A 16,735-nucleotide genomic window follows, 5' to 3' on the forward strand; every position below is an offset into this window, starting at 1 on the left:
GTAGTACCCCCTATGTTCGGTATGACTTGTTTTCTTTTTCTAATTCGATAACTTTATCTTCTACTCCAACGATGACACGGTCAGTCATACCAACAAATAAACCTGTGTCAACAACACCTGTCATTCCTTTTAATTGCTTATGACTTCTAATTGGTCTATTAATCTCATACGCATAGCAATCTAAAATATAGTTACCGTTATCAGAGATAAAAGGCTCACCGTCTTTAAGTCGTAGCTTGGGACGGTATCCTTCACACTCAATCTGTTGGCTCGTTTTCTCCCAACCAAAGGGTAACACTTCTATAGGCAAAGTAGACTCTTTAAATTGCTCAACCATTTTTGAATCATCGACGATTATAATTAATTCTTTCGCCAATGCATCAACGATTTTCTCTCTAACTAAAGAACCACCGCCACCTTTTAATAAATTGAAATGACGATCAACTTCATCTGCACCATCAATCGCAATATCAATATTCGTGTCCTTAGTTAAATTGATGAGTGGAATTCCAAACTCCTTCGCCCATCTTTCCGTACGTGTTGAAGTGGGGACTCCTGAAATCTGAAGTCCCTCTTTTACTAACTTCCCAAGCTCTTCTAGTAAAAAGTAAACCGTTGACCCTGAGCCTAATCCTACTGTCATGCCATTTTCTATATATTTTAGAGAGGCTTTAGACGCTAATTGTTTCTTTTTATCTAACATACTTGATCACCTCAAGGTCAGAATAAATCTGGGTTTAACAGTTTCGGAATGTGCATAGCAACATCCGGGAAGAATGCAATAAATAATAGCACAGCTAAAATAATTGCAAGGAATGGTAATACCGCAACAAACGACCGTTCAATCGGCATTTTACCAATTTTAGCAGCAAGTAATAGACACAACCCATAAGGAGGAGTAACTAATCCAACCGCTAAGGTCATGACGACAATTAAACCTAAGTGTACAGGATCTACTCCGAACTGAAGTGCAGTCGGTAAGATCACCGGTACAAATAGTATCATCGCCGGAATCGCATCCATAAATGTTCCAATAAATAAGAAGAATAAGATGACGATTACGATGAAGACCCATTTAGCATCGACATAATCAGTGAAGAAGGCTTGTGCTTTCATGCCTAACTGATAGTAACTCATTAACTCACCTAGTGCACCTGCTGCTGCTAAGGCAAATAAAGATAAGGAACTTAAGGCTAACGTATCAAATAAAATCTTCGGCAAATGATGTAATTTTAGTGTTTTATAGAAAAACATACTCACCAATAATGTGTAAACAGCTGCCACTGCCGCTGCCTCTGTTGCCGTAAAGACACCTGCAACAATCCCACCGACAATAATAATCGGAGTCAATAATGCAGGAATGGATTCAAACATTAACTTAAAGAACTTCTTCGCCTCTACACGTTCCGTACGGGCAAAGTTTTTCTTACGAGCTAAAAAGTAAACAAAAATCATCATCGCCACAGCGACTAAAATTCCTGGAATAATACCTGCTAAAAATAACGCACCAACTGAAGCGTTAGTAATTCCCGCGAAGATAATCATCGGAATACTCGGAGGAATAACCACCCCAACAGTTGAAGAAGCGGCAGTTACACCGACCGCGGTCTCTGTATCATATCCATGTTTTTTCATACTAGGAATTAGAATTTTACCAACACCAGCTGTGTCAGCCTGTGAAGCTCCTGACACACCCGCAAACATCATCGAAACTAAAATGTTAGCCTGTGCTAAACCACCACGAATCGAACCAACAATAGCTAAGGCGAACTCGATTAGTTTCTCAGAGACTTTACCTGAATTCATCAAGTTAGCAACTAGAATGAATAGAGGTACTGCTAGTAATACAAATGAATTAAGCTCATTCATCATTCGCATCGGCACACTCATCTCTGGAATATACTCGATACTAGAAATCCCGAGAAATGCAACAATACCAATAACGAAGGCAATCGGAACACCAATAATTAATAATACTAAAAACGCTCCAACCAATAGATAACCCATTATTGTTGCACCTCCCCGGCTCTATAACGTTTAACGTGATCGATCAGATGAGATAGTGTATAAATAATCATCGTCCCTGCCATGATTGGAATAGAAATCCACACATAACCCATCTTCATAAAAGGTAAGGCCGTCCAAGTATAGTTCCAAAACTGCTCAACAACCTTTATTCCGAAGTAAAAAATCGCTATATTAAATAAAATAAGGAGTGTATCATTAAACATATTTAAGAAAAACTTCTTCGTTCCTTTTAATTTATTCTGTAAAATATCGAAGCTAAAGTGATCACGACGATTAACCATCACTGCAGCTCCCATAAAAACAGCCCAAACAAAGGAGTAGTTCGCAACTTCTTCTGTCCAAATAACAGATATCGATAAATGCCTAGTGGTAATCTGAATCAATATGGCAAAGAAGAAGATTAATAGGGCCGCAATCCCTACAACAATTTGGGTTTTCTCGATGTATTTAACAACCTTATCCACACTGACCCTCCTCAATTAAATTGAAGGGACACTAAGCTTTAAGGCCGTGTCCCTTCAAAGTTCATAAGTGTTTATCTTGCGTCTCTAATCATTTCTAATAAGTGTTCAACACCTAATTCAGCAGCATATTCATCATGTAATGGTTCAGCAATTTCAATAAATGGCTCACGGTCAATTTCGTTAATCTCCGCGCCTTCTTCTACAGCAATCTCTTTATACTCATCTTCTTGAGCATATAAAGCTTCCCATTCAGCTTCTACTGATGCTTCTGCAGCTTTTAGAATAATTTCTTGTTGTTCTTCTGAATAATTATCGAATTCATTACCATTAATTAGTAAGAAACGTGTTGTATAGTCATGACCTGTCTCTGTAATGTACTCACCATTTGGAGTTCTGTGGTGATCCTGCTGTACAAAGTATGGGTATGCGTTTTCAGAAGAGTCAACAACGTTCTGTTGTAACGCTTGGTATAATTCACCCCATGCTACTGACTGAGGAATCGCACCTACTCGCTCCCAGTAGTCAGCTACAACACCAGATGTTTGCGTACGAATAGACATACCTTCTAAATCTTCCATCTCTTGAATTGGCTCTTTACCATAGTAATGACGCACACCAGCTGTCCAGTAACCTAGTAATTTAAAGTCATTGTTTGATTGTTCATTAATAATCTCTGCCATTTCATCGCCAACTTCACCAGTTACCACGTTTTCCCAGTGCTCATAGCTATCAAATAAGTATGGGAAAGCAAATAGATCGACTTCATTAATTCCAGTTGATGTCATAAATCCTGGTGATACTAATACAACATCAGCAGCACCTGTTTGTAGTTTTTCAACTAATTCTGCTTCTTCAGTACCAATTGTACCTGCGTGAACCTCAACTTCAATCTGACCATCTGATTCAGCCTCTGCAACTTCTTTAAACTCTACTAAACCATCTTGATATGGATTTTCAGGGTCAGTTTGGTTATGAGCTGCAACTAGCTTAATAGGCTCTACCTCTTCAGTAGCTTCTGTATTGTCATTGTCTCCCTCAGAATCCTGAGAACCTTCTGCCTCGCCTGAATCATCGCCACAAGCAGTAAGAATTCCTGCAACTAAAATAGCTGCTAATAATAGAAGTAATTTCTTCATGATCTAACTCCCCTTATTTATAATTTATTATTTATATAGACTAGCCTAATTGACTAGCAAATAACTTAGCTGTTTCGGTTAATTTCTGATAATCCTCTTCAGATTTTAATTGACGAGGATCAACCAAATTGCTGCCAATACCGACAGCCAAACTTCCTTTGGCGAAATACTCTTTCATGTTGTCTAACGTGACTCCACCAGTAACCATTAATGGAATCTGTGGAAGTGGTCCATGAATATTCTTAATGTACGATGGACCAAACGTATTAGCTGGGAAAACTTTAACAACATCTGCCCCATGCTCATAAGCTGTTAAAATCTCTGTTGGTGTTAACGCACCAGGTACAGACAGTTTTCCATAGCGTTTCGTCATTTTGATCGTTTCTGGATTAAGAGTTGGTGAAACAACGAACTCGGCTCCAGCCGAAATCACCTCCTTAGCTGTTTCAGGATCAAGCACTGTCCCCGCACCGATTAATACGTCAGTCGAAAATTCATCGGAGACCTTTTCTATAATTCTAGTAATTCCCTTCGTCTCAGCAGTTAGCTCAATCGAATGAATCCCACCTGCTACTAGCGAACGGACAATCGGTACAATATTATCTGGATTCGAATGACGAATCACCGCTACAATCGGATGTTGCTTTAGATCATTGATCGATACCATTTCATTCACCTACTTACTCTAAATTGGCATGCTTTTTATTTAATGATGCCGTATCTGCTTCTTCAACATAATGCTCCAGCAAGTAAACAATCACGCCATCAAGCAGCAAGTGAGCTGACTGGTCGAACTGACTACCTAAAGGTTGAATCGTTTGACGCTCGCCAATCGTCTTCTTTGTTGCTGCCGGAATTTCAACGACTTCATCACTTAACTTACCAATCGTTGAATCCGGGTTAGTCGTAATGAGTCCGATCGAAGCATCAATCTCCTGTGCTTTCTGCGTAAAGTGCGCTAATGTCTTCGTCTCACCAGAACCTGAAATAGCAATAAATAAATCTTCTTCTTCAATACTTGGTGTAATCGTCTCACCGACAACATACGCTTGATAACCAATGTGCATTAATCGCATCGCAAACATTTTGCCAGCTAAACCTGAACGGCCTGTCCCAGCGATAAAAATTCGATTAGAAGTCGCTATCTTTTTGGCAAGCTGCTCTACTTGATTCGCATCAACTTTATCTATTATCTGACTAATCTCACTTGTAATCGTTTGCAAAGTTGTTTTCATAAAAATCACCCCATCTAGTTAACATGATGCCCGGCGAATTAAAGTCGGTTCAAAGCTATAACGCGCTTGTTCAGACTGCTTTTCTCCTTTAATTCGATTAATCAATAATTCTGCTGCCCTTCTCCCCATGTCAGTTGTTGGCTGCGATATTGTTGTTAACTCTGGGTAGTAGACCGATGCAAACGGAACATCGTCAATCCCAATCAAAGCCAAATCCTCAGGGATAGTAAGATTATTCTCTTTTACATATTTTAAAATGGCTATTAACGATAGATCATTACCTGCAAGAATAGCCTCTGGTGGTTCTGGCTGCTCCATCATTTTCCCTAGTTCTTTAGGAATTTGATCAACCTCTACACCTCTAATAAATTGTTCATTAACGGGTAAATCTCGGTCATGTAGCGTTTCGATGAACCCTTCAATTCTCTCAATCCTCGGTGTCACATGATTTTGAATCGATGTCGTTAAAATTCCAGTTCTTGAATAACCATGTTCAATGAACTCATCAACGGCCAACTGAGCAGCCTTCTTGTTATCCAACATAATCGATCCTACTTCAACCTCAGGAACATGCCGGTCAATAAAAATCATCGGGTAGTTCTCTAAAGTCAACTCTCTGTACAAATCAACATTCATACTCGTTGGAAAAGCAATAATTCCATCAACTTGCTTCGCCCTAAGCATATCAATATACTTCTTCTCTTTTTCAGGATTATCTTCTGCATTACAAACTATAATGTGGTAATTAGACGCATTACAATACTCTTCAATCGAGCGAACAATTTGCGTTGAGAACTCATGAGCGATATTCGCTACAATAACGCCAATTGTCGTTGAGGTTTTTTGCTTTAAAGACCTAGCCACAATATTTGGCTGATAACCCAACTCATCAATCGCCTCTGCAATTCGCTCCTTCGTCTTCTCCCCCATATATTCGTAACGTTGGTTCATATACTGAGATACCGTACTTTTAGATACGCCAGCTTTCTCAGCTACATCGGTTATTGTAACCGTTCTCATTTTTTGCTCCATAGTATATGATACCTTTCGATTAGATTTATAGTTTATTAGATTCATAAACCGATTTACTAAACCGATTTAGGTAAAGTGTATAACAGATGTAAGCGTTTTACAATAGATTTTTGAAAATTTTTTGTTGAATGTTATTTTGCGTTTTCAGGAAATTCTTCTTCTCTCCTTGATAGAGATGGAGGGAAAGTAGCGAGCGCCGGATTAATTCAGCGTTCGCCAAATGTCGTGTGATCAGCCAAAAGATTGGTTTTTCACCGGAAAACAAAAAAGTTCGCCGGATTCATCAACTAATCCAACGAACTAAAATACTACGACCACCTATTAAGCTAAATTTCTCAAACTGCTTCTTTCCTTCTCTTCTGTAATAGATATTCCAACGCACCTGTCCCAAAGAAGACGCCGATTAATATGAGTACAAAACCGGCTAAATGCATTAGCGTAATCTCTTCATTTAAGAAAAGGGCCGCACCTGTAATCGCAAATAAAGTATTTAAATTAATAAAAATAGCAGATTCGGCGGGACCTACCTTTTTAATGGCAAAATTATACGTCATATGTCCAAATGCAGATGCTAAAATCGCACTGAATAGGAACACAGCACCTAGCTTCCAATCTATTAATAACGTCAATTCCTGAACATCAGCCTTAAACATAAAGCTCAAGAGGAAAATAAAAACTGAGCCAAATACCATCATATACCCTGTGATCAAACGTGGGTCAAACGTTGGCTTTAACTTACTAATTAACACAAAACTAAATCCTTGAACAATGACACCAAGGAAAACGAATAAATCGCCAAAAGAAATGGCACCTAAGCCACCTTCCCCAGTTAACGTGGTAAGAGCAACTCCGACAAATCCCAAGATAAACCCTAGCGATCTTAACCAATTGACACGTTGCCTTAAAAATATAACTGCCATCAATACCGTTGCTAAAGGCATGAGTCCTAAAATAAGCGATGCATTAACTCCAGATGTATTTTCCAAACCAATTGCGACAAATGAATGGTGTAATACGACATTAAACGTCCCTATGTAAAACATAATCAACCATTCAAATTTCATTGGCCACCTAAAGATGCCCATTACATAACAAATTAATAATACAGCTAAACCTGCCACCAACACCCTAAATGCGGTAAGCAGAATTGGATCGATCACTTCAACCAACACTTTTAACGCCGAAAGATTGGCCCCCCACATCAACATGACGAGCAACAACATGATGTAAATCCTAATCAATTATGTCACCTGATTTCTAAACATTGATTCCTTAACTGTATCAAAACTTCGGGACCGGAATCAAATACGAAAATTCAAAACCTATCAATCTTTTAAAATCCGATAAATCATTAACGCCATATGGTCACGGCGAATGGTTTCATCTGGTCGATATGTTCCGTCGTTGAAGCCTTTCACTACACCATTAGCAACAAGCGACTCAACCGCTTGACCTAACTCTGAATCGGCATCGACATCAGGTATTTCCTCTTCGGATTCTCCTGAAAGATCATGACTCTTAGACAATAGAAGGGCCATTTCACCTCTCGTTAAAGCCTTACGTCCATCTTCACCTAGATCGGCTAACCACCCTTTATTCTGAGCTGTCAGCAAATAATCGTAGCCATATTCACCCGGGGAGATCCCCATAATCGGTTCGCCCTCACTTGTCGAATCAATCTCAATTCCTTCTAAGCTGCTTAGGATGATCTGAATTGCTTGCACACGGCTAATTTCTTCAAATGGACGATAAGTACCATCCTCATACCCTTGAATAATTCCTTCCTCACTCAAATACCTAACCGCATCAATATTAGAACGAACATCTGGGTAAAATGACAACACTGTTCTTTGCGCAGACTCACCGTCTTCTAAACTAACATTCACTTCATTCCCCACTTCAAGTTCAGGCAAATCAATAGCAAAATCTCCATCATTTCCACTTTCTACGACCTTTTGACCACTCACACTGTCTAAAATAACCTCCGTATAAGGCTCCACTTCTCCTCGAATCTCTTGACTATTTTCATAGACATATGACAGTCCATCTATTTCTAATGAACCATCCTCAAACTCTCCATCCGTTATCCCAATTGAATAAGGAGTTTCAGACCAACGATCATATGACTCATAGACATGCAAATCAAATAAACCCTCTGGTAATTCAATTCGCTCCTCTTCAGCTATTTCTATCGTTTCCCATACACTCTCAGAATCTTCTTGATAAATATCAACAATGATCGTTAACTCATCACTAGGGTTCTCTAAATAAACTTCAACAGACTCATCCACATTGACTTCATACCAATTACCTTCACCACTTTTAACCAGGTGATCCTTTTCTAATTGATTTAACTGAAGTCTATTAGGATCCTCTCGACTACTTACAGCTTCCTCACCCATTTCACTAGCTTCTAGTGCTAATGATTGGCTGACATCAATACCACCATAACCGAGCCACTCATTCCACTCACCACTAGAATAATCCGATTGAAGCGAACCTTTTTCAATGGCCCATTGCACGGTCTCCACATCCCAATCCGGATTTTTAGCCATCAATAAAGCTGCTAAACTACTAACGATCGCTGTCGAGAATGATGTTCCTTGATCTTTTTGATAGTCACCCTCATAGTCTAAACTTAAAATTCCTTGACCAGGAGCACTTACATTAATATGAGGACCATAATTGGAGAAGTTAGCTCGCAAGTTCTCAGGATTATTCACTTGATTCAAATTTCTGAGTGCACCTACTGCAAACACTTCTGGAAACGCTGCTGGATAACCTATCGAATCCTCCCCCTGATTCCCCGTTGAAGAAATAAGCATAACACCTGCTTCAGACGCTCTTTCGACTGCTCGTCTTTCAATAGAATATTCTTTATAGCCGGCAAAACTCATATTAATAATATCCGCACCCTGCTCAACTGCGTAATCAATCCCTTTTTCGACAGCACTAGTGCTGACACTACCACGTCCATCGCTTATTTTTACAGGTAGGATTTTGACATGCTGAGCAATCCCAGCTATCCCCTCACCATTAAGATTAGACGCCATGATTCCTGCCACAAACGTACCATGTCCATGATCATCCATTCCACCTTCACGATCATTAATAAAATCATAGCCAGACAACACTTTATCCTCTAGCTCAGGGTGATCCCCATTAACCCCAGTATCTAATATGGCGACTACCACTTCCTCATCATAATCTATGAAATCCATACGTTCTGGTAGATTAATAGCATCTAAGTACCACTGATCCTCAAATAAAGGCTCTTCCTGAAATTCAGATAAACACACCTCGGATGATTGCTCCTCTTCACAACCATCAGCGGCACTGACATTTAAAGAAAATGAAAAAATAATAACAAAAATGAACACAATTACCAAAATCGGTCTACTCATCACTAAAACCTCTCCTTGCCTGACTTGACCACTTATTATTCACCATATTATACCATACCACGCCTGCATCATATTTCCATGCGTACTAATTGTAATTTCCCTTTAATCTATTTTTCTACGCATATTTTGCAAAAATCTCTTAAAGAAATCAAATAACCTCAAAAACACTTATAAAAATCACTTTTTTCTTAATTTGTAGCACCAAAAAATGTCCATTATACTTTGTTCAAACCAACTCAAAAGGAGATTAAAAATGGATTCAAAAATGATCATTAATTCATTAAGAGAAAATCGTAAGCCCTATGGTGGGAACGACCTGCTAACTGAATTTGACATCCCAATCGAAGAGCTTGTCCCCGGTATGATCTGCCCAACCTGTCAAACACCAACCATGAAGGAAAAGTTCAACAGTTGGATGTGCGAACAATGCTACACCTTTGACGGGAACGCACATATCGACACACTAGTCGACTACTGCTTTATCATCGATCAATACATCTCCGTCGCTCAAGCACAATGGTTCATGCAAATTTCATCTATCTCCTTAACACATCAACTACTAACCAATTTAAAATTACCTCAAGTTGAAACAGAAAAAGGATTAATGTATGACCTATCCCCTCTTATAACCAGTAACTTCATGACGAAAAAAGAGGTCAAAAGTGCGCTAGCTGAATTGTTTAAGTAATAAATAAAAGACGGACTTTAATTTTGAACTATTCCCCAGTTTGTGGACTAGTTGAAACTCCCTTACTGGGGTTCATTATGTAATGAAACTAATTGTATAACAGATTAAATAGTAAGAGTGTTTCTTTCGGGCATCTTAGACTCACTATTCTAAAAAATAGTTAAAATACTATTGAAGAGAGTCGAAAAACAATGATTACTTTCTATAAATTAGATCACATTTATTAGGATAACAATAGACAAAAAAAGATGACTCCCAATCAATATCGGGATCATCTTTTTTTAACGCTCTGTTAAAGTCCGTTGTTGTTATAGGGCTTCGCTTTCGGTAGACGCTTTCTGAAGACCTGGACGGTCAAATGTCGATGTTGGACAAAGAACGCGGCGCTTTCACCGACCAGGAGTCACAACCTTTGCTCTCACCATACAACAACTAAGAACTATTCTTTTAATCACCAAATTTTAACAGAGCCTTTATTTAAAATAACATTCTTGGTGCTAAAGTCTTCATCTAATTTACATGAAACGCTTAAGGCAATTTTTAAAAATATATCTAGTTTATTTTTCTAGTTACAGATAATATTATAAAAACAAACATCATTAGTATAGTGAAATAAATCCAGCCAAATGAATATCCTCCTGTTAAATCGACGACCATCCCAAAGATTGGAGGTCCCACTAAAACCCCCATTGTTCCAACCATAATACTGAATCCACTTGATGCACCAGATTGTTCCTTCGGGACGACCTCAGTTGCAGCATTCATCCATATACCATTAAAACCAGAGATACAAAACCCTAAGATAACAACAATCATACCGACTAGCAGAAAAGGAAATCCTTCAGGTAGGACTGATAAAATGAATGCTTGACTACCAGCAAAAATAGTAATAATAATCATAACAATTATTCGCTTTCCAGCAAACAGACGGTCGCTGATCATTCCCCAAAGAATCCGACCAGATGAACCACTAACTTCAGAAATAACAAGTAACAAACCCGATAGAAAAATGGTATAACCAAGATGTTCAAATGCAAATAAAACAATATATGTATTTAAAATCATTTGTCCAGCACTTAGGCCCATCGCAGATATACTTATTAATAACAGTGTACGGTGTTTCACCACGGCTAATAACCGTTTAATATACTCTTCAATAGTTACTTTTTTCTGATTAGCACTAACACTTTTCGGTTCAAAATACATCTTATATGCAATTGAACCATATATAATCAGACACATACTTGCAATTCCCACAACAGTTCTCCACCCAAACTCATTTGCTAAAGGAAGTAAAATTAGAGCACTTAAAGCTGATCCAATCGTCACACCAGTCTGTTTTATCCCCATCGCTGTCCCTAGCTTTTCTTTAGGGAACCAATAAAGAACACCTCGATTTGCAGCTGGATGCATCGCCCCATAACCTGCCCCACCTAAAAACAAAAACAACAACAATAATGAATAATATAATGATAATGTAGCAAATAAAAAACTCAGACCTGTTAATAGTACGATGACTATAATCATCTTCTTAGAACCTATTCGATCAGTCATTAACCCTGAGGGAATTGAGTTTAAAGATTGTCCCACGAAAAAAGCAGCTGGAAGCATGCCAATTTGGGTTTTAGTTAAACTTAAGTCCTCTCCGATCACCACTCCTAATGGTGAGATACTCCTACCTATAAGTGCGACAAAAGCTTGTAGAATAAATAATACGATTAACATTTTCCATGGTGTGAAATTTTCCCTATATAACATAAAAACTCAACTCACTATCATAATTAATTAAAAATTTTGTATATTCCCAATATAATCTTTATTTTTTATTTTGTAAATGTTGACAAAATACAGATAACAGTTTACTATCTTTTTAAAACTTACACAAAAAGGAGGGAGATTATGAGTGGGATCATAAAATCCGAACCTTTCCACATTCAAGCCTATAAAAATATTCAACGAAGGTTATTAGAGAAAGAATTTTCACCGGGTGAACAGCTTACCGAATCGTTTCTTGCAAAAAAATTAGGCATTAGTCGAGGACCGATAAGGGAAGCTATACGCATGCTACTCCACGATGGTTTACTTGTTCAAAGTGGGGTTCACGTTTTTGTTTTTGACCCGACTTTTGAAGACGTAATTGATCTCTACTCTTGTAGAGAACGGCTTGAACCATTAGGAGCTAACCTTGCTGCACAGAACATTACGGAAGAAAATAAACAAAAGCTTAAAGAAATTATCGATAACACTGAAAGCGCTTTATCAAATAAGGAAGATAACCATAAAATCGCATCTTTAAATACCGACTTCCATGATCTCATCACTCAAAGCTCCATGAATAGGCAACTTATACAATTCATGAACTTAATCAGAGCTAAAAACATTTACATGAGGAATGTTTTACTAGGCGATTTCACCCGTAAAGAGAAATTCATCGATGAACACCGAAGAATAGCTGATGCCATATTAGTTGGTAACAAATATGAAGCCGAGCAAGCGATGGTTGACCATATTCAAGTAGATTTAGAAACTTGGAAAGATATATATAAACAAAAATAAATGTAAGGGGGATTTTCATGAGTCAAACATTAGACGGTTTAAAAGTTATTGAGTTGGGTAGTTATATTGCCGGTCCCTTTGCGGCTAAAATGTTTGCCGAATTTGGAGCAGATGTAATTAAAATTGAGCCACCTGAAAAGGGTGACCCATTACGAGGATGGAGACACATTTACGATGGAAAATCATTGTGGTGGAGACTTCAATCTAGAAATAAAAAGTCTGTCACGGTCAACCTGAAATCTGAAGAGGGTCAAGAATTAGTAAGATCCTTAGTCAAAGAAGCAGATATTGTTATTGAAAATTTCAGACCTGGAACTTTAGAAAAATGGAATTTAGGATATGATTCACTTTCCGAAATCAACCCTGGAATCATCATGGTTCGTGTATCTGGTTACGGTCAATCAGGACCTTATCGTGATAAAGCCGGTTTTGGTAGTGTAGGTGAATCTATGGGTGGAATACGGTACATAACTGGACACCCAGAGCTACCACCACCACGTGTTGGAATTAGTCTTGGTGATCAATTAGCAGCAATGTATTCAGTTATAGGTGCTATGATGGCTGTCTACCACCGAGATGTCAATAATACTGGTGAAGGCCAAGTCATCGATGTAGCACTATATGAATCTATCTTTAGTTTAATGGAAGGTATGTTACCAGAATACGATAAGTTCGGTGTGATTCGTGAACGTTCTGGAACTTCATTGCCGGGGGTTGCCCCCTCTAACACTTATCAATGTAAAGATGGAAAATATATCGTCATCGGAGGGAATGGAGACGCTATTTTCAAAAGACTAATGAATGCTATTGGTCGAGAGGACTTAGCTGATGACCCACGTTTTGCTGATAATAAAGGTCGAGCTGCTGAGGCTGATTTTCTTGATAAAGCTATCGAAAGCTGGACAAAAACAGTTGATTTAGATACAGCTGTTACAACGTTAGATGAGGCTCATGTCCCTGCAGGACCGATTTATAATATTGAAGATATTATAAAAGACCCACAGTACCAAGCTCGTGAGATGATTCAGGAATTTGACCTTTCAGAAGACGAAAAGATTAAGATGCCTGGAATTGTACCTAAATTCAGTAAAACACCAGGAAAAACCAAATGGCTAGGCCCTGATTTAGGTGAACATACAGAAAATGTACTAAGTGACATCCTTGGTTTAGATAAACCCAAAATTGAAGAGCTAAAAGATAAAGGGATTATTTAAGAAGGGAGAAGTTAATTTATGAATCAACAAATTTTCATTCAAGAAGTCATGCCTCGTGATGGTCTACAGAATGAAGACCAGTTTGTCCCTACATCAGAAAAAATTAAATTCATCAACCAATTAGGAGCAGCTGGCGTGGATAAAATTGAAGCAACTTCCTTTGTCTCTCCTAAGGCTATTCCTAACTTAAGGGATGCTAGTGAGGTAATGAAGGGAATTCAAAAATACCCCAATACAACTTATGCCGCATTAGTTCCTAACCTTAAAGGGGCTGAAAGAGCTGTGGAAGCTGGAGTAGATGAAATTAATTTACTCGTTTCTTCCAGCAATACCCATAATCTTAAAAATGTAAGAAGAACTACTGATGAGACATTTGATAATTTTTCTGAGATAATTCAATTTCTTTCAAACTATAATGTTTCATTAAACGGCTCACTAGGAACAACTTTTGGTTGTCCATTTGAAGGTGACGTTCCTTTTGAAAAAATCTATGAACTAGTTGAAAAGTATTTAAAGTTAGGTGTTAATGGTATCACACTTGCTGATACAACAGGTATGGCCACTCCCAAACATGTAAAGGAACTTTGTAGCGAATTAACCAAACGATATCCAGAAGTCACCTTCACATTACATTTCCACAATACGCGAGGAATGGGATTGGCAAACGTCATTTCTGGAATTCAAACAGGCATTAATCGCTTCGACGCTTCCTTAGGAGGAGTCGGAGGTTGTCCATTTGCTCCAGGTGCTACTGGCAATATTTGTACAGAAGACCTAGTTCATATGCTAAAGTTTATGGACTATGATGTTAACCCAGATCTAGATCAATTAATCCAGATCTCACAACAGCTATCAGACACTTTAAAACGTGAATTACCGGGTCAGGTGATAAAATCCGGGAAAATAACAGATTTACATTCATCAGTTAATGCTTAGAAAGGAGATTATTATGGGAGGAAAAACTCTCTTTGATAAAGTTTGGGAAAGTCACGTTATTGATTCATCATTAGAAAAACCTCTTTTGTTTATCGACCTACACCTAATTCATGAAGTAACTTCGCCACAAGCATTTTCAAAACTCAAAGAACATGGAAGAAGTGTGAGAAGACCTGATTTAACCTTTGCAACAGCCGACCACAACGTTCCAACTAAAGACAGAGACAACATCAGGGACTTACTTGCAAAAAAACAAGTTGAATTCTTAGTAGATAATTGTAAGGAACAAGGCATCACTGTTTATGATTTGGACCATGAGGACAACGGAATTGTCCACATAATCGGACCTGAATTAGGGCTAACCACTCCAGGAAAAACCATTGTATGTGGGGATAGCCATACATCAACCCATGGAGCTTTTGGTTCACTTGCTTTCGGAATTGGTTCAAGTGAAATTACACACGTTTTAGCAACTCAAACCCTACCCCAAAGCAAGCCTAGGACCATGAATATTCACCTAAATGGTACTGTGCCTGAAGGTGTGACTGCCAAAGACATCATTTTAAAAATCATAGGTGAAATTGGAACCAATGGTGGAACAGGTTATGTTGTCGAATTTACCGGTGAAGCTGTCACTAACATGTCCATGGAAGAAAGAATGACTATCTGTAATATGATTTTAGAAGCTGGGGCTCGCTCAGGTATGATCGCCCCGGACGAAAAAACATTTGATTACCTTAAAAATAAACGATTCACACCTACAGATGAGGATTGGGAAATTGCCGTTAGAAACTGGAAGCAACTATACACCGACCCCGATGCTACCTATGACCAGTCCATCACCATTGATATCAACGAATTAACACCACAAGTAACATGGGGCACCAACCCAGGTCAAGTTGTATCAATCAACCACACCATCCCTGACCCAGACATCCATCAAGAGACATCAAAACGAAATGCAGCAAAAACTGCACTAGAATACATGGAGTTGGAAGCGCTTACTAATATATCAAATGTAAACATCGACAAAGCCTTTATTGGCTCATGTACTAATGCACGGATTGAGGATTTAAGAAGTGCAGCCAAAGTGGTTAAAGGTTATAAAGTGAAACCAGGCATTCAAGCATTGGTTGTTCCTGGTTCCTATCATATTAAACGAAAAGCTGAAAAGGAGGGTTTAGACCAGATATTTAAAAAGGCTGGCTTTGAATGGCGAGACCCTGGATGTAGCATGTGTCCTGGAATGAACCCAGATATGGCAAAACCTGGTGAACGTGTAGCATCTACATCTAATAGAAACTTCGAGGGGAGACAAGGAAAAGGAGCGCAGACTCACTTAGTCAGCCCCGCTATGGCAGCAGCTGCTGCTATTACTGGACACTTCACAAACGTTCAAAACTGGAATTACAAAGATCGAGGTGATCAAGAGAATGCAGCCATTTCGTAAATTAGATGGAAAAGTCACACCCATCTACCAAGACGACATTGACACAGATATCATCGTCCCTACAGAATTCATTAAGCGTATTGAAAGAACTGGGTTTGACCAATATTTAATGTACTACTGGCGTTATGATGAACACGGAAAAGAATACCGTGATTTTCCATTGAACCAGAAAGAATACAAAGGGGCTCCCATCCTACTTACTGGGGCCAATTTTGGATGTGGTTCTTCTCGTGAGAACGCTGTTTGGGCACTTTATGATTTTGGATTTAGAGCTATTCTTGCACCATCTTTTGCTGATATTTTCAAGAATAACTGTCAAAACAATGGGTTGTTACCTATTGAGTTAGAACAGGGAGTTATTGATGAACTTTACCAAAGAACTCAGGAAGAGTCACTCTTCCTTACCATTGATCTAGAAAACAATATTATATCAGATCGTAATCAAATAACATTACCAATCCATATCGATCCAAAAACAAGACACAAGTTTTTAGAAGGATTAGATGATATTGACTTAACTCTCTCTGTCGAAAAAGAAATTACTGATTTTGAAAATAGGCGTCCATTTTATATGGATCCTATTAAAAAATAA

16 protein-coding genes are annotated in these 16,735 nt (G+C 38.4%); 6 read left to right on the plus strand and 10 right to left on the minus strand.

Annotated elements, in window-relative coordinates; translation table 11 throughout:
• Positions 1-10: 10 nt before the first annotated feature.
• From rpiA to HWQ49_RS06460, 9 genes are all read right to left on the minus strand, one after another.
• Positions 11-703 (minus strand): ribose-5-phosphate isomerase RpiA, encoded by a 693-nt coding sequence (rpiA, locus tag HWQ49_RS06420; protein WP_188206778.1) that lies wholly within the window; start codon positions 701-703, stop codon positions 11-13.
• Between the two features lie 17 nt (positions 704-720).
• Positions 721-2,007: a TRAP transporter large permease gene (locus tag HWQ49_RS06425; protein WP_188206779.1), complete on the minus strand. Its 1,287-nt coding sequence runs from the start codon at positions 2,005-2,007 to the stop codon at positions 721-723.
• Entirely contained in the window at positions 2,007-2,492 is a 486-nt protein-coding gene (locus tag HWQ49_RS06430; RefSeq protein WP_188206780.1) for a TRAP transporter small permease, read from the minus strand. The genes HWQ49_RS06425 and HWQ49_RS06430 overlap by 1 nt, the downstream gene beginning before the upstream one ends.
• A gap of 71 nt (positions 2,493-2,563) precedes the next feature.
• Positions 2,564-3,628 carry a TRAP transporter substrate-binding protein gene (locus HWQ49_RS06435; RefSeq protein ID WP_188206781.1) on the minus strand — a complete coding sequence of 355 codons (1,065 nt, stop codon included), beginning with the start codon at positions 3,626-3,628 and terminating at the stop codon, positions 2,564-2,566.
• Positions 3,629-3,668: 40 nt separating this feature from the next.
• Positions 3,669-4,295 (minus strand): bifunctional 4-hydroxy-2-oxoglutarate aldolase/2-dehydro-3-deoxy-phosphogluconate aldolase, encoded by a 627-nt coding sequence (locus HWQ49_RS06440; protein ID WP_188206782.1) that lies wholly within the window; start codon positions 4,293-4,295, stop codon positions 3,669-3,671.
• Positions 4,296-4,308: 13 nt separating this feature from the next.
• A complete protein-coding gene (hxlB, locus tag HWQ49_RS06445; protein ID WP_188206783.1) occupies positions 4,309-4,863 on the minus strand; it encodes a 6-phospho-3-hexuloisomerase in 555 nt (184 codons plus the stop codon).
• A gap of 18 nt (positions 4,864-4,881) precedes the next feature.
• Complete coding sequence (locus tag HWQ49_RS06450) at positions 4,882-5,883, minus strand: LacI family DNA-binding transcriptional regulator (RefSeq protein ID WP_188206784.1); 1,002 nt, start codon at positions 5,881-5,883, stop codon at positions 4,882-4,884.
• A gap of 347 nt (positions 5,884-6,230) precedes the next feature.
• Positions 6,231-7,118 carry a DMT family transporter gene (locus HWQ49_RS06455; RefSeq protein ID WP_223155045.1) on the minus strand — a complete coding sequence of 296 codons (888 nt, stop codon included), beginning with the start codon at positions 7,116-7,118 and terminating at the stop codon, positions 6,231-6,233.
• A 102-nt stretch (positions 7,119-7,220) separates the two neighbouring features.
• Positions 7,221-9,299, minus strand: a complete 2,079-nt coding sequence (locus tag HWQ49_RS06460) for a S8 family peptidase (RefSeq protein ID WP_188206786.1) — start codon at positions 9,297-9,299, stop codon at positions 7,221-7,223.
• A 253-nt stretch (positions 9,300-9,552) separates the two neighbouring features.
• Here HWQ49_RS06460 and HWQ49_RS06465 point away from each other — a divergent pair, with 253 nt between their 5' ends.
• A complete protein-coding gene (locus tag HWQ49_RS06465; protein WP_188206787.1) occupies positions 9,553-9,987 on the plus strand; it encodes a hypothetical protein in 435 nt (144 codons plus the stop codon).
• 552 nt (positions 9,988-10,539) lie between these two features.
• On the opposite strand, the gene HWQ49_RS06470 is transcribed toward HWQ49_RS06465, so the two are convergent.
• The gene (locus HWQ49_RS06470; protein WP_188206788.1) at positions 10,540-11,745 is read right to left on the minus strand and encodes an MFS transporter; all 1,206 of its coding nucleotides are present in this window, start codon (positions 11,743-11,745) and stop codon (positions 10,540-10,542) included.
• Between the two features lie 141 nt (positions 11,746-11,886).
• Here HWQ49_RS06470 and HWQ49_RS06475 point away from each other — a divergent pair, with 141 nt between their 5' ends.
• From HWQ49_RS06475 to leuD, 5 genes are read left to right on the plus strand one after another with little or no spacing between them, the layout of a single operon-like run.
• Positions 11,887-12,543 (plus strand): GntR family transcriptional regulator, encoded by a 657-nt coding sequence (locus tag HWQ49_RS06475; protein WP_188206789.1) that lies wholly within the window; start codon positions 11,887-11,889, stop codon positions 12,541-12,543.
• A 17-nt stretch (positions 12,544-12,560) separates the two neighbouring features.
• Positions 12,561-13,757 (plus strand): CaiB/BaiF CoA transferase family protein, encoded by a 1,197-nt coding sequence (locus HWQ49_RS06480; protein WP_188206790.1) that lies wholly within the window; start codon positions 12,561-12,563, stop codon positions 13,755-13,757.
• An 18-nt stretch (positions 13,758-13,775) separates the two neighbouring features.
• Positions 13,776-14,693, plus strand: coding sequence for a hydroxymethylglutaryl-CoA lyase (locus HWQ49_RS06485; protein WP_188206791.1), 918 nt, complete (start codon positions 13,776-13,778; stop codon positions 14,691-14,693).
• Positions 14,694-14,706: 13 nt separating this feature from the next.
• Positions 14,707-16,143 (plus strand): 3-isopropylmalate dehydratase large subunit, encoded by a 1,437-nt coding sequence (gene leuC, locus HWQ49_RS06490; protein WP_188206792.1) that lies wholly within the window; start codon positions 14,707-14,709, stop codon positions 16,141-16,143.
• Positions 16,127-16,735 carry a 3-isopropylmalate dehydratase small subunit gene (leuD, locus tag HWQ49_RS06495; RefSeq protein WP_188206793.1) on the plus strand — a complete coding sequence of 203 codons (609 nt, stop codon included), beginning with the start codon at positions 16,127-16,129 and terminating at the stop codon, positions 16,733-16,735. The genes leuC and leuD overlap by 17 nt, the downstream gene beginning before the upstream one ends.

Source organism: Alkalibacillus aidingensis (genome assembly GCF_014595945.1).
In the GTDB taxonomy this organism is placed as follows: domain Bacteria; phylum Bacillota; class Bacilli; order Bacillales; family Alkalibacillaceae; genus Alkalibacillus; species Alkalibacillus aidingensis.

Bases quoted from the DNA above. Each gene is read 5' to 3' on its own strand.
- HWQ49_RS06455 (WP_223155045.1), bottom strand. From the start codon at position 7,118: ATGTTGTTGCTCGTCATGTTGATGTGGGGGGCCAATCTTTCGGCGTTA.
- hxlB (WP_188206783.1), bottom strand. From the start codon at position 4,863: ATGAAAACAACTTTGCAAACGATTACAAGTGAGATTAGTCAGATAATA.
- HWQ49_RS06480 (WP_188206790.1), top strand. From the start codon at position 12,561: ATGAGTCAAACATTAGACGGTTTAAAAGTTATTGAGTTGGGTAGTTAT.
- HWQ49_RS06450 (WP_188206784.1), bottom strand. From the start codon at position 5,883: ATGAGAACGGTTACAATAACCGATGTAGCTGAGAAAGCTGGCGTATCT.
- HWQ49_RS06475 (WP_188206789.1), top strand. From the start codon at position 11,887: ATGAGTGGGATCATAAAATCCGAACCTTTCCACATTCAAGCCTATAAA.
- HWQ49_RS06425 (WP_188206779.1), bottom strand. From the start codon at position 2,007: ATGGGTTATCTATTGGTTGGAGCGTTTTTAGTATTATTAATTATTGGT.
- HWQ49_RS06465 (WP_188206787.1), top strand. From the start codon at position 9,553: ATGGATTCAAAAATGATCATTAATTCATTAAGAGAAAATCGTAAGCCC.
- leuC (WP_188206792.1), top strand. From the start codon at position 14,707: ATGGGAGGAAAAACTCTCTTTGATAAAGTTTGGGAAAGTCACGTTATT.
- leuD (WP_188206793.1), top strand. From the start codon at position 16,127: ATGCAGCCATTTCGTAAATTAGATGGAAAAGTCACACCCATCTACCAA.
- HWQ49_RS06440 (WP_188206782.1), bottom strand. From the start codon at position 4,295: ATGGTATCGATCAATGATCTAAAGCAACATCCGATTGTAGCGGTGATT.
- HWQ49_RS06470 (WP_188206788.1), bottom strand. From the start codon at position 11,745: ATGTTATATAGGGAAAATTTCACACCATGGAAAATGTTAATCGTATTA.
- rpiA (WP_188206778.1), bottom strand. From the start codon at position 703: ATGTTAGATAAAAAGAAACAATTAGCGTCTAAAGCCTCTCTAAAATAT.
- HWQ49_RS06460 (WP_188206786.1), bottom strand. From the start codon at position 9,299: ATGAGTAGACCGATTTTGGTAATTGTGTTCATTTTTGTTATTATTTTT.
- HWQ49_RS06485 (WP_188206791.1), top strand. From the start codon at position 13,776: ATGAATCAACAAATTTTCATTCAAGAAGTCATGCCTCGTGATGGTCTA.
- HWQ49_RS06435 (WP_188206781.1), bottom strand. From the start codon at position 3,628: ATGAAGAAATTACTTCTATTATTAGCAGCTATTTTAGTTGCAGGAATT.